Here is a 12,565-nt window from a genome sequence, read left to right as displayed (position 1 = left end):
GACCGCCGGCACCGCACCTTCTAAGGTCTGAAGGCATGAGGACCAGGAGTTCCACCCCGCGCCGCAGCGCACTGGCGGGGGCCGCCGCGCTCCTGCTCACGGGCGTGACGACCGCATGCTCGCCAGGCACGGAGGACTCCTCCATCACGGTGTCGGCTCCGTCGTCGCTGCAGGCCGTGATGGCGGCGATCGCGACCGAGTTCGAGGAACAGCACCCCGGCGCCCGGGTCACCGTCGCCGGCCCCTCGGCTGCGTCGGCCGATGTCATCGCGACCGACGACGAGGCGTCGATGGACAGGCTCGGCCGGCGGGTGATCGGCCCCCGGCGCTTCGCCTCCAACTCGCTGGTCATCGTGGTTCCGCCGGGAAACCCCGGCCATGTCACGGGGTTCGCCGACCTCGCGCGCTCCGGTCTCCGGGTGGCGGTGTGCTCCGACCGGTTGCCGTGCGGTGCGGCCGTGGTGGACGTCGAACGGATCGAGTCGGCCGCGCTCACCGATCCGATCCACGTCGACTCCGGCGAGGCCGCGGTCGCGTACGTGGCGTCCGGGCGCGCCGACGCCGCTCTCGCCTACCAGACGCAGGCTCGCCCCGGCCTCGGCGTGAGCGTCTCCACGGTGGACGATCCGGTGTTCGCCAAGGCGATCAACAGATATCCGATCGCCGTCGTCCGGTCCAGTGACGACAAGTCGCTGGCCGAAGACTTCGTGAAGACGGTCATCGGTCCCACCGGCGGCGAAGTCCTCTCCCGTGAGGGCTTCGGTCCGCCGTCCGGGTAGGCCGCGCGCCGCGGCGTCGTGTGGCTACGCGGTGTACGACAGTGCGTCGAGCGGGTCGGCGTAGATCGCGTCGAGTGCGACCGCACCCGCCGCCTTCTGCTGCACCGTGATGGCCGAACGTGCCACGCGGACGTCGCGCTGGGTGATGACCGTGGTGGCGCGCAGCGCCTTGCTCACGGCCGGCAGCGCCTCCGGGTAGTCGGTGAAGGCCTGTCCGCCGAGGATGACGTGGTCGGGATTGAAGATGTCCGAGATCAGCGCCACCGTGCGGCCGAGCACCTCGCCGCGTTCGGTCAGGACGTCGTTGGCGACCGTGTTCCCGGTCCGTGCCAGCGTCCGCAGCTCGTCGAGGGAATCGACCTCGAGTCCGGCTCGCTGGGCCGCGTAGAGGATGCCCGAATCGCTGACCGTCGGCTCGAGGCGTCCGGTGCGGTCGGGATCGAGCAGGGTGGTCGGACCGGTCGGGAAGTGCCCGATGGTGGGCGGGCCTGCGGCCGGCGTGTGCACGGCACCGTCGACGCTGAACGCGATGCCCACCATTTCGCGAGCGTAGAAGTAGAGGAAGTTCTGGCTCTGGTCGGCGGGATTGACGACCTGTTCGGCTGCGGCCATGGCCTCGACGTGCGATGCGACCGATACCGGCAGTCCGAGCGACTCGGCGATCAGCCTGCCGACCGGGACGCCCTCCCAGCCCAGACGGGGATGGTCGACGAAGCCGCCGTCGGCCACGCGACCACCGATGGCCACGCCGGCCCACAACAGGCGCTTGCCCACCCAGCGGTCGGCGAACCGGCGGGCGCTGGCACCGATCTGAGCTACGACCGCCTCGGGGTCCTCGGCCTGGGGAGTGGGAATCGCGATCGCACCGGCCACCCGATGCTGGAGATCGTGGGTCGTGATCGAGGTGACCTTGTAACCGATGTGGATGCCGACCGTGAGGTATCCGTCGGTGTTGATCTCGAACGGAACTCGCGGACGCCCGACCGCACCGGGCGGGGTCAGATCGGCGCGCTCACGGATGAGGCCGGCCTTGAGCAATGCGCTCACCTGACGGTTGACGGTGGAGATGGACAGCCCCGTCAGGGCGGCGGCGTCGTCGCGGAACACCGGTCCGGACACCCGCGCCGTGCGCAGCACCAGCGCGGCGGCCTTGGTGGAGAGTTGCAGCTTCGCCGTGGTGACGTGCGGGGCGGACGGTTTCGCAACGGGTCGGGAGGCGGCGCCCGCGACGGGGCGAACCACGACGCCGACGGGAGCGGATTTCGACAGGATCGGACGGTCGAGAGCAGAAGTCATGTTTCTTTGGAGTCCTGTTGCCTGGGCGGACCGGCAGAGGCGGTCACGCCGCGAGTGGTCTCGCGCAGATCAGCGCGAGGCGGAGCTGGGTCAGCGCATTCGGCAACAACAAAGGACCCGGGCCAGCGGCAGACGGCATCCGAGAGCGGTGGTCACATACGTGACCTCCCCGATGGCGGCGAGCTGACTGGTCATGATCGCCAAAAGTAGCAAGCACCCTGTCCGCGTGCAAGTGAGGAGCACCCGATAGGTTGAGAATGTGGCAGCCGCCTCAGTCGCCCCGGGCGCGAGACGGTGTGATCGGTTCCGGCTCGCGGTTCGCGGGCCACGGCTCGGCAGCGAGGAATGGCGTGGGAGTTCTGTACATCGTCCGGCACGGTCAGGCTCCGGCGCACGCCTACGGACCCGACGCCGACGCCGTGAGCGGCCCCGGCCTCACGGAGCTCGGCTTCGCTCAGGCTCGCGCCGCCGGCCGAGCGCTCGCCCGACAGGTGACCGGATTCGATGCCATGTTCTGCGGCGATCTCCCCCGACAGCGCGCGACGATGGCCGGCGTCCTCGAAGCCTTTCCCGACGCCGCAGCGCCGACGATCGATCCCGACTGGAACGAGTACGTCACGCCGCCCCTCCCGGAGGGAGACGACATCTACCGTGACGGCGGCAGACCCTTCCAGGACGCCATCACCAGCGCCCTGCACGAATGGGTCGACGGCGCCGACATCGGCCCCGAGACGTACGCGATGTACGCCAAGCGGACCCGCGCCGCAGCCGACCGTGCCGCTGATGCGGCCGGGTCGGGAAAGAACGTGCTCGTGGTGTCGTCGGCCGGTTCCATCACCCAGTTGGTGGCACAGTTGTGGGACATCCCGCCGCAGTCGTGGCCACAGATGTCGCGCACCTTCGTCAACACCTCGATCACCAAGATCCTCGCCGGCCGCAGCGGATTGACCCTCGTCTCCTTCAACGCCCACGAACACCTCGCCGCCCTCGACTCCGGCCTCCTGACCTACCGCTAGCGCCGCCCGATGCTCGTCCCCTGGCTCGTTGAGCGGCCCCCACACGCTTGTTGAGCGAGCGCGCCCTCCCCAGGCTCGTCGAGCGGCCCCCACAAGGCTGGTTGAGCGAGCGCAGCGAGTCGAAACCAAACCCCACCAAGTTTCGACACGCCCTCCACTACGTTCCGGACGGCTCAACCAGCCGACAAGAGCCGACCCAGCGACAAAGCCCACCGAGCGAGACCACCCCAGGCTCGTCGAGCGAGGCCCCCGCAGGCTCTTCGAGCAGCCCCCAAAAGGCTCGTTGAGCGGCCCCCACAAGGCTCGTTGAGCGAGCGCAGCGAGTCGAAACCAAACCCCACCACGTTTCGACACGCCCTCCACTACGTTCCGGACGGCTCAACCAGCCGACAAGAGCCGACCCAGCGACAAAGCCCACCGAGCGAAGCTCCCAGGCTCGTCGAGCGAGGCCCCCGCAGGCTCTTCGAGCAGCCCCCCAAAGGCTGGTTGAGCGAGCGCAGCGAGTCGAAACCACCCGACACCCCCACTACGTTCCGGACGGCTCAACCGGCAGGCAGGGCCGACCTCTACCTCAGCGCGCGCAGACCCGCGGCGATGAACTCGGCGGTGGCTTCGGCGGCGCGTTCGGCGCCCGCCGATCCGGACGAGCCTCCGGAGAGCGCTCGGTGCGTGATCCCCTCCGCGATGACGCCGAGTTTCAGATTCGCCAGGGCGAGGTAGAAGGCCCAGTCGCCCAGGTCGGCACCGGTCGCGGCGACGTAGCGCTCGGCCAGTCCGTCCGCATCGGGGTACCGGTCACTCGTCCACGCCGCATCGAATCCGAGAACCGACGAGAACACCGGCTCGCGGTACACGCACATCAGCGCGAGGTCGGTGATCGGATCGCCGAGCGCGGACAGTTCCCAGTCGACGACCGCGGCGACGGTGCCCGGGTCACCGGGAGCCAGGATGGTGTTGTCGATCCGGAAGTCGCCGTGGACGATCGAGTTCCGGGTCCGCGCCGGCACCCGCTCGGAGAGCGCCGTCGCCAGGCGCTCCACGTCGTCGAGCTCACGCGTCTTGACCAGCGCCCATTGACGAGCCCACAGCTTGACCTGCCGGCCGGCGAATCCGTCCGGCCTGCCGAAATCGCCCAGGCCCACCGCTTGGTAGTCGACGGAATGCAGAGCCGCGAGCGTCCGCACCAGTGCGTCGGCGCTCGCGGTCACCTCGGCGTCGGAGAGTGTCGCGAGGTCGTCCACCGAGCGGATCACGGCGCCGTCGACGAACTCTACGACGGTGCACGGAGCACCGATGTACTCGCCGTCACGGTCGATCGCGACGGTCCGCGGCACCGGCACATCGGTCGCCGCCAGCGCCGAGGTCACGTTCCATTCGCGATTCATGTCGTGCGCCGACGGTGTGAGCCCGCCCATCGGGGGCCGTCGGACCACCCAGTGGCTGCCGTCGTCGCGGACGTCGAAGGTCAGGTTCGACCGGCCACCGCCGATCAAGTCGATCCGCAACTCACCCGCGACATCGATACCGTTCGCCGCCAACAGCTTTCGCAGGCTATCAGCGCCCAGACCGGGATGATCCGCCGTCACCTCGTCGCCTCTCGAGCCCTCCGTGCGCGTCCGACCGCCCGCCTCGCGATGGCCCACCGGTGGACTTCGCTGGGGCCGTCGTAGATCCGGAACGGTCGTAGCTCCGCGGCGAGCCGCGCCAGCGGAAGGTCTTCTGAGACTCCGAGGCCTCCGCACATCTGCACGGCCCGGTCGGCGACGCGCGAGAACGCCTCCGCACCGAAGGTCTTCGCGATCGACGTCGAGTCCGAGGCGTGCTCGCCGAGATCGAGTTCGTAGCAGGCCCGGACCAGCAGCGCCCGCGCCGCGGCGAGGTCGATCTCGTTATCGGCGATCATCTGCTGAATCATGCCGAGGTCGGCGAGTCGCCCGCCGAAGCCTTCGCGCTGCTCGACGTAGTCGACGGCGATCCGGTGCGCGCGGACCGCGGTGCCCATCCAGCGCATCACGTGAGTCATGCGCGCCGGGCCGAGCCGCACCTGCGCGTACCGGTAGCCCTCGTGCGGGGCGCCGAGGACGTCCTCGTCGGGTACGAAGACATCGGTGAAACCGACCACGCAGTGCCCGCCGATCATCGACTTGTCAGTGGTGTGGATGTGCCGCTCCACCTCGATGCCCTCGGTGTGCGCGGGCGCGAGGAACATGGTCGCACCACCGCGGTCGCCCCGTTGCCCGACGGTGCGGGCCATGATGATGAAGAATCCGGCACCGTCGGCTCCAGTGATGAACTGCTTGCGGCCGTTGATCTTCCATCCGCCGGCGACCCTCTCCGCCGTCGTCGACAGGGCGTTCGGGTCGGAGCCTGCACCGGGGGCGGGTTCGGTCATCGCGAACGCGCTGCGCACCTCGCCGGTGGCGAGTGGCGCCAGGTACTTGTCCTTCTGTTCCGACGTGGCGATGTGCGCGAGCATGTGCACGTTGCCCTCATCCGGTGCACCGATGTGCAGTGCGACGGGCCCGAACGTCGAAGCGCCCGCGGCCTCGAACACCGGTGCGCGGTCGCTCATGTTGAGGCCCAGTCCGCCGAACTCCACCGGCGCGTGCGGCGCGAAGACGCCCGCGGCCTTGGCTTTCGCGTTCAGTTCCCGGCGCAGGTCGTCGCCGCCGGCCGCGGTGACATCGCCCGCGAAACGGTTCTCGATGGGGAGAACTTCCTCGGCGATGAACGCCGAGGTCCGTTCGACGAGGTCGCGCACCTGCGCGCTGTATGCGAGATCGACAGCCATCTGAGCCTCCGTGTTCATACCGAGCGAACGTTCGGTCAGGGCCAGGTTGTCATGCGGCCCCGCACGACGTCAAGCATTCGGCGATCGCCACTCAGCCCGCCACATGTCCGACGATCGACCGGGCGAACACCAGGTTCTGAGCGATCAACTCGTCGGCACTCATCGGCCCGTCGACTCGATACCACGTGGAGACACCGACGCACATCGTCGCGACCGCCCGGGCCGCACCCTTCGGCGCATCCGTCGTGAACGCGCCGGACGCCACGCCGTCCTCGACCACCTCGTCGACCATCCGCTGCTGCCGGATCCGGTGACCGATGTAGACGCGGTGGTACTCGGGATCGAGACTGCGAAGCTCGGTGGATCCGACGAACGCCTGCTCACGTCGGTACATGTGGAATCGCAGGAGCGACTCCACCACGGCGTCGAAGCGAGCCAGCGGATCGTCGCCCGCGGCGGCCAGCGCCTCCTCCGACCGGCGAAGGAGGTCGGACATCGTCAATTCGAGCAGCCCCTGGAGCAGCGACTGCTTGGACGGATAGTGGTGATAGAGCCCCGGGACCGACAACCCCGCACGCGCGGCGATGTCGCGGACCGAGGTGCCGTGATAGCCGTGCTCGACGAACGCGTCGAGCGCCGCGGCCAACGGCGCCGGAAGGTCGGGCTCGCCGTAGTCACGCCAGTTCGTCATGCACTCAACTTAGCCGGGCCCCAGACGCATCCGCGGCGCGACTCTCGGGAAGCAGCATCCGGACGCAGATGTCGACGAGCGCCGGGCGGTCGAGATCGATCAGCCCCTCCGTCCACGACGCGAGCAGCCGGCCGAGGCCGCCCACCTGGAAATGCGCCGCGGCGAGAGTCTGCTGACCTCCGCTGACGTTCGCGACCGCGGGCGCACTCTGGAAGGTGAGTTCGGTGAAGATCTTCAGCATCTCGAGGCGTTTGCGCACCAGCACCGGACTGCGCAGGGTGTCGGAGAAGATCACCCTCCCCTTCCGCGGGTCGCCCTCGATGACGTCGACGATCGCCTCGACGGCACCGACGACCTTCCCCCGCGCACTCGAGCCGGCATTGAAACCGGCCAGGGCGCGGTCGGCGATCTGCTCGATGATCATGTCGAACGCGGCGCCGACCAGCGCGTCCGCGTTCTCGAAGCTCTCGTAGAAGTAGCGCGGCGTGAGCGACGCGCGGGCACAGATGCCACGGACGGTGACGGCGCCCGGCTCGGACTCGGCGAGCATGTCGAGTGCGGCGTCGATGAGGGCGGCACGACGGCGGGCCACCCGGGCGTCGCCGGATTCGCCGCCGTAATCGCGCAGCCCTCCCGGAGCGTCGTCGGATTCAGTCACGACACACATCTTGACACCTCGGCCACGCGGGCGTTGAATCAAAGGGGAAACAGTCGTTATCAGTTTATCCGCCCGGGAGGCGAACATGACCGCGGAAGCACTCGATCCTTCAGTCGCGGAACGTCATTCGAAGCGGAATGAACTCGATGCGCAGACCGTCGACGACCTCGACATGCTCGGCCTGGCTCTGCTCGCGGGCCCGGCGAACGTCATCATGCAGTTGGCCGTCCCCGCGGTCGGATACGGCGTCTACGAGAGCAAGGTGGAGTCGGGCAACCTCTTCAAGGTCCCGGTGAAGCGAACCCGGACCACACTCACCTACCTCGCCGTCGCGGCGATGGGCACCGCGGACGACCGCCGTCGGTACCGGCAGGCGGTGAACAAGGCGCACGTCCAGGTGCGCTCCACCGACGACAGCCCGGTGAAGTACAACGCCTTCGATCCCGAATTGCAGCTGTGGGTGGCGGCATGTCTGTATCGCGGGTGGGAGGACACCCAGCGATTCTTCGGCGATCCGTCGAAGATCACCGAGGACGCCTACCGCCAGGGCGCGGTGATGGGAACCACCCTGCAGATGCCGCCGGAGATGTGGCCCGCCACTCGAGCCGACTTCGAGGCCTACTGGAACGAGACGGTCGAAGGCATCGAGATCGACGACACCATCCGCGACTACCTGTTGAAGATCGTGCGGATGGAGTTTCTTCCGCGTCCGGTGTCGCTGATGGCGGGCTGGTGGTCGGAGGCCATGACCCTCGGCTTCCTGCCGCCCGAGTTCCGCGAGAAGATGGGCGTGCGGATGTCGCGACGGCAGGAACTGCTCTTCAACACTCACAACGCGATCGCCCGGCGCGTCCTCCGGATCCTGCCCCGCCCGCTGACCGCCTTCCCGTTCAACCTGCTGCTCGCCGACGTCCGGTGGCGGATGCGGACCGGCCGGCCGCTGGTCTGACCCGCCGGCCCGTCCGCGTCAGCCGAGGTGCTTGAGGGCGCTGCGGTCCAGGTCGGCGACGTCCCGGTGGCCCGACAGTCCCAGCGTCAGATCGAGTTCGCCGATGATGTTCGCCACCGCGTCGCGGGCTCCGGCCGTGCCGTCGAGTGCGAGTCCGTACATGTGCGGCCGCCCGATGCACACCGCGTCCGCTCCCAGCGCCAGCCCTTTGAACACGTCCGACCCAGTGTAGAAGCCGGAGTCGACGAGGACCTTCGCGCGGCCGTCGACGGCGTCGACCACGTCCACCAGCGCGTCGGTCGAGGAGATGGAGCCGTCGACCTGCCGACCGCCGTGATTGGAGACGATGAGGCCGTCGATTCCGGAGTCGACCGCCTGGCGAGCGTCGTCCGGATGAAGGATCCCCTTGAGGACGATCGGCAGCGAGGTGCGGTCGCGCAGGGTCGCGATGTCGTCCCAGTTCAGTGACGGGCGGGAGTAGATGTCGAGGAAGGTCTGCACCGCCGCGCGCGGTTCGGGTGCGGTCAGGTTGGTGCGGAGGTCGCCGGGTACGTTGCGGGCGATCGAGAACAGGGTCTTGATCGCGCCCACCGAGATCTCCGGCTTCTCCGCGGTGGCGGCCTTGATCCGCTCGGCGACGATCTCCCAGAACGACGGATCCGAGGTGTACTGGCTGATGCCCTCGGCGCGGGCGAAGGGCAGCGAACCGAGGTTGAGGTCCTGGGGCCGCCATCCGAGCATCGTGGTGTCGAGGGTGACGACCAGAGCCGCAGCGCCCATCCGCTCGGCGCGGTCGATCAGGCTGGTGACCAGGCGGTCGTCGGTCGACCAGTACAGCTGAAACCACCGCGGCGCGCCGGGTCGCACCGATTCCATCGCTGCCGCGACGTCTTCCATCGGCGCGCAGCCCTGATTGGAGAAGATGTACGGGACGCCGAGTTCGGCGGCGGCCTCGCCGATGTGCACGTCGGCGTTCGGGTGGGCGAGGGCGCCGGCGCCGACCGGGGAGAACAGGACCGGTGCGCTGAGCTTCTGCCCGAAGAGTTCGATCTCGAGGTTGCGCTGCGAGGTGTCGCGCAGCATGCGCGGCACGATCGCCCAGCGGTCGAGCGCGTCCCGGTTGGCCTCCATCGTTCGGCCCTCGCCCGCACCTCCGGCGATGTACGCCCAGCCGCGCCGGCTCATCACGGCCTTGGCGCGACGCTCCAGTTCCGCGAAATCCGCTGGGACCCTGGGTTTCCGCCCGTGCACCCCCGCGGTGTAGATGTCGTTCTGCCGAGCCCTGCCGAAGCCGATCGAAACCATGCGGCCATTGTTCCCCACAGACGGCTCCCGCACACCGGGCAGGCCGGATCGGCGGCTGTGCGGCGTCACTCCCGGACGAGGAAGAAGTAGAAGTGCCGGTCGCGGACCAGCGACGTCTTCCCGTTCATGATCCCCATCAGCGTCCGCTCGTCGACGCGCTTGAAATGGTCGATGACCGGCTGACCGTCGTAGACCATCGAGGCCGTCGACTCGCCTCGGAAACCGACCATCCACGCGCTCGCCTCGCCCTTGCCGATCTCGGTGTCGGAGTACAGCGAGCCGTCGTCGGCCACGCACACCATCGGCTTCACGTCGTGCCACGAGTGGAAGGTCTTCCCGTGCCACCTCACCGCGGCCAACCGGCCGTCCATCGGGTGCCCCGAGGGCAGTTCCCCACCCCGCCACGAGCCGATCAACTCGTCCACCTGCACCACCGGAAGAGCGGCCCAGATCCGGTCGAGGTCGGCCGGGTCGCTCACCTCCTGAGATTCGGCACGACGGAAGAAATCGGCGACGGCTTCGTCGCGCGTCAGCTGAGACATAACTGCACTGTACGTCTCAAACTCCTGCTACGGAACCCGTCGACCGTCGTTCAGGCGAAGGTCATCTCCTCGGTCACGTCGTACTTGCGCGCGTCGATCGCGTCCAGAACCAGGTTGTGGCGCACCTGCCAGGGTGCACGGTCGCCCGCCTTCGGCAGTCGAGCCCCGGCGCGCCGCACATAGCCCGAGTCGAGTTCGAGCAACGGGTGCGTCTGAGGCTTCGCGCCGTGCAGGGACGGCACCGCGCGGGTGTACCCGTGCCGGCGCATGTACGCCAGCAGTTCGGCGACAGCCTGACTGGTGAGGTCCACCCGCAGCGTCCACGAGGCGTTGGTGTACCCGACCGACCACGCGAGGTTGGGAACGTCGTTCAGCATGTATCCGCGGTAGGCGTACTTGTCGCCCGCCTCGAAGTGCTCGCCGTCCACCGACAGTGAGGCGCCGCCGAAGGTCACCAGGTCCAGGCCGGTCGCGGTGACGATGATGTCGGCCTCCAGATGACGGCCCGAGTCGAGGTCGATGCCGGTGGGAGTGATCTGCTTGATGGTGTCGGTGACGACGTCCGCGTCGCCGGCCTTGACGGCGCGGTACAGATCGCCGTCGGGGATCACGCACAGTCGCTGGTCCCACGGCTCGTACTTGGGCCGGAAATGAGTGTCGACGTCGAATCCCTTGGGCAGCATCGACTTCGCGATCCGCCGCATGAGCCGCCGCGAGAGCTTGGGGAAGCTCCTGCAGAACAGGTACAGGCCGAGGGTGATGAAGGCGTTCCGCCACCGGATCACATCGTGCGCGAGCTGCGGCGTCAGCACTCGCTGCAGCAGCTTCGTCATCCCGTCCTCCCACGGGTACGGGAACATGTAGGTCGGCGAGCGTTGCAGCATGGTCACACTGCCTGCGGTCGGCGCCATCGCCGGAATGAGCGTGACCGCGGTGGCTCCGGAACCGATGACGACCACCTTCTTGCCCGCGTAGTCCAGATCCTCGGGCCAGAACTGCGGATGCACGAAGGTCCCGGTGAACGTCTCCTCGCCGGGGAAGTCGGGCCGATACGGGGCGTCGTACTTGTAGTAACCGGTGCACATGTAGAGGAAGCGGGTGACGATCGTCTGCGGCACCCCGCCGATCAGCGCGTCCACGGTCCACAGATCGGTCGAGGTGTCGAAGTCGGCGCCGGTCACGTCGACGTCGAAGGTGATGTGGTCGAAGATGCCGAAGTCGCGGGCGGTCTGCTCGAGGTAGTCGCGGATCTGGTCGCCTTCGGCGATCGTCCGCGAGCCTCGCCACGGATTCCAGGGAAAGCTGAGGGTGAAGATGTCGGAGTCCGAACGCACGCCCGGGTACCGGAACAGATCCCACGTGCCGCCGATCCGCGACCGACGCTCCACGATCCGGTAGTCCAGCCCCGGATTCCGATCCCGGAGCCGGTAGGCGGCATCGATTCCGGACAGTCCCGCTCCGACGATCAGCACGTCGAGCGGCTGGTCAGTCGACCCGCCACGCTGCGCATCAGCCATTTCCGCCATCCTCCATCACCCGAGCGACATCTATGATGTGCATCACTGTACAGATCGGTGTCCCGCAGAGATTTCGGCTCCCGGAACGGCCTGAGAGACCGTTCCGGGAGCCAAAGTTTTCAGGCCGACTTCTTCTTGGCCGCGTTCTTGGCCGGAGCCTTCTTCGCCGCCTTCTTCGCGGGCGGTTTCTCGTCCTCGACCTCCCGGCCGCGGCTCTTGACCGACGCCCGCAGCGCCGCGAGAAGGTCCGCGACCTCCGAGTCGTCGTCGGGCGCTTCCTCTTCGGTCTCCGAGAATGCCTGGCCACCGTCGGCTCGCGCCTCGATGAGCTTTCCGAGCTCCACCTGATAGGTGTCCTCGAACTGGCTGGGGTCGAAGTCCGAGGCCATCGTCTCGATGAGCGAGGACGCCATGTCCAGTTCCTGATCGCGGATCTCGACGTCGGCGTTCAGGAAGTCGAAGTCCGGCACCCGGACCTCGTCCGGCCACAGCAGCGTCTGCAGGGTCATCACGCCGTCGATGACCCGCAGCGCTGCCAGCCGTGTCCGGTTCCGGAGCGTGAAATTCGCAATGGCGAGACGCTCGGTGGTCTCCAGCGCCTTCGCGAGCAGCACATACGCCTTCGGCGACTTGGACGCCGGCTCCAGGTAGTACGGCTTGTCGAAGTAGATCGGGTCCACCTGGTCGATCGGCACGAACTCGAGGATCGAGATCTCCGGGCTCTTGTTGACCGGCAGGGTCGCGAGGTCCTCCTTGGTCAGCACCACCTGCTCGCCGCTCTCGGACTCGTAGGCGTTGGCGATCTTGGAGAACTCGACCTCGGTATCGGTGCCCTCCCGCACCCGCCGATACCGGATCCGGGCTCCGTCGGCGGAATCGACCTGATGCGAACTGCGGTCGTGGCTCTCCGTAGCGGAGTACACCTTGACCGGCACGTTCACCAGACCAAAGCTCAGATCACCTCTCCAGATCGAGCGCATGTCCGTCATTGTGCCAGGAAAGAGAGCCGAGAGGCAGGTGT

The 12,565-nt window shown here is 68.0% G+C and carries 12 protein-coding genes; 3 read left to right on the top strand and 9 right to left on the bottom strand.

Features of this window, described 5'->3' with window-relative positions; translation table 11 throughout:
• Window positions 1–35 precede the first annotated feature (35 nt).
• On the top strand, window positions 36–779 hold the full coding sequence (locus tag Y710_RS09055) for a substrate-binding domain-containing protein (protein WP_006896840.1): 744 nt from the start codon (window positions 36–38) through the stop codon (window positions 777–779).
• 24 nt (window positions 780–803) lie between these two features.
• Here the strand turns inward: Y710_RS09055 and Y710_RS09050 are convergent, their stop codons facing one another.
• Window positions 804–2,075: an ROK family transcriptional regulator gene (locus Y710_RS09050; RefSeq protein WP_006896841.1), complete on the bottom strand. Its 1,272-nt coding sequence runs from the start codon at window positions 2,073–2,075 to the stop codon at window positions 804–806.
• Between the two features lie 350 nt (window positions 2,076–2,425).
• On the opposite strand from Y710_RS09050, the gene Y710_RS09045 reads away from it, so the two are divergent.
• The gene (locus Y710_RS09045; protein WP_006896842.1) at window positions 2,426–3,091 is read left to right on the top strand and encodes a histidine phosphatase family protein; all 666 of its coding nucleotides are present in this window, start codon (window positions 2,426–2,428) and stop codon (window positions 3,089–3,091) included.
• A 566-nt stretch (window positions 3,092–3,657) separates the two neighbouring features.
• Here the strand turns inward: Y710_RS09045 and Y710_RS09040 are convergent.
• From Y710_RS09040 to Y710_RS09025, 4 genes are all read right to left on the bottom strand, one after another.
• On the bottom strand, window positions 3,658–4,677 hold the full coding sequence (locus Y710_RS09040; RefSeq protein ID WP_062367375.1) for a phosphotransferase family protein: 1,020 nt from the start codon (window positions 4,675–4,677) through the stop codon (window positions 3,658–3,660).
• Entirely contained in the window at window positions 4,674–5,882 is a 1,209-nt protein-coding gene (locus Y710_RS09035) for an acyl-CoA dehydrogenase family protein (RefSeq protein ID WP_062367374.1), read from the bottom strand. Before Y710_RS09035 ends, Y710_RS09040 begins: the two co-directional genes overlap by 4 nt.
• A gap of 91 nt (window positions 5,883–5,973) precedes the next feature.
• Window positions 5,974–6,573, bottom strand: a complete 600-nt coding sequence (locus Y710_RS09030; RefSeq protein ID WP_045538076.1) for a TetR/AcrR family transcriptional regulator — start codon at window positions 6,571–6,573, stop codon at window positions 5,974–5,976.
• 4 nt (window positions 6,574–6,577) lie between these two features.
• Window positions 6,578–7,240: a TetR/AcrR family transcriptional regulator gene (locus Y710_RS09025; RefSeq protein WP_045538079.1), complete on the bottom strand. Its 663-nt coding sequence runs from the start codon at window positions 7,238–7,240 to the stop codon at window positions 6,578–6,580.
• 76 nt (window positions 7,241–7,316) lie between these two features.
• On the opposite strand from Y710_RS09025, the gene Y710_RS09020 reads away from it, so the two are divergent.
• Entirely contained in the window at window positions 7,317–8,180 is an 864-nt protein-coding gene (locus Y710_RS09020) for an oxygenase MpaB family protein (protein WP_062367263.1), read from the top strand.
• A gap of 18 nt (window positions 8,181–8,198) precedes the next feature.
• On the opposite strand, the gene Y710_RS09015 is transcribed toward Y710_RS09020, so the two are convergent.
• The 4 genes from Y710_RS09015 to Y710_RS09000 all read right to left on the bottom strand — a co-directional run bounded on the left by Y710_RS09015 (window position 8,199) and on the right by Y710_RS09000 (window position 12,524).
• Entirely contained in the window at window positions 8,199–9,485 is a 1,287-nt protein-coding gene (locus Y710_RS09015; RefSeq protein ID WP_062367261.1) for an alpha-hydroxy-acid oxidizing protein, read from the bottom strand.
• 65 nt (window positions 9,486–9,550) lie between these two features.
• Window positions 9,551–10,027 (bottom strand): DUF4334 domain-containing protein, encoded by a 477-nt coding sequence (locus Y710_RS09010; protein ID WP_045538085.1) that lies wholly within the window; start codon window positions 10,025–10,027, stop codon window positions 9,551–9,553.
• 50 nt (window positions 10,028–10,077) lie between these two features.
• Window positions 10,078–11,544 carry a flavin-containing monooxygenase gene (locus Y710_RS09005; protein ID WP_062367259.1) on the bottom strand — a complete coding sequence of 489 codons (1,467 nt, stop codon included), beginning with the start codon at window positions 11,542–11,544 and terminating at the stop codon, window positions 10,078–10,080.
• A gap of 119 nt (window positions 11,545–11,663) precedes the next feature.
• Window positions 11,664–12,524, bottom strand: a complete 861-nt coding sequence (locus Y710_RS09000) for a non-homologous end joining protein Ku (RefSeq protein ID WP_062367373.1) — start codon at window positions 12,522–12,524, stop codon at window positions 11,664–11,666.
• Between the last annotated feature and the right edge of the window lie 41 nt (window positions 12,525–12,565).

It is taken from the genome of Gordonia sp. QH-12 (assembly GCF_001578675.1).
GTDB classification, from domain to species: Bacteria; Actinomycetota; Actinomycetes; order Mycobacteriales; family Mycobacteriaceae; genus Gordonia; species Gordonia sihwensis.
The sequence above is the reverse complement of the archived record's forward strand: the minus strand, read 5'-3'. Positions and strand labels throughout refer to the sequence as shown.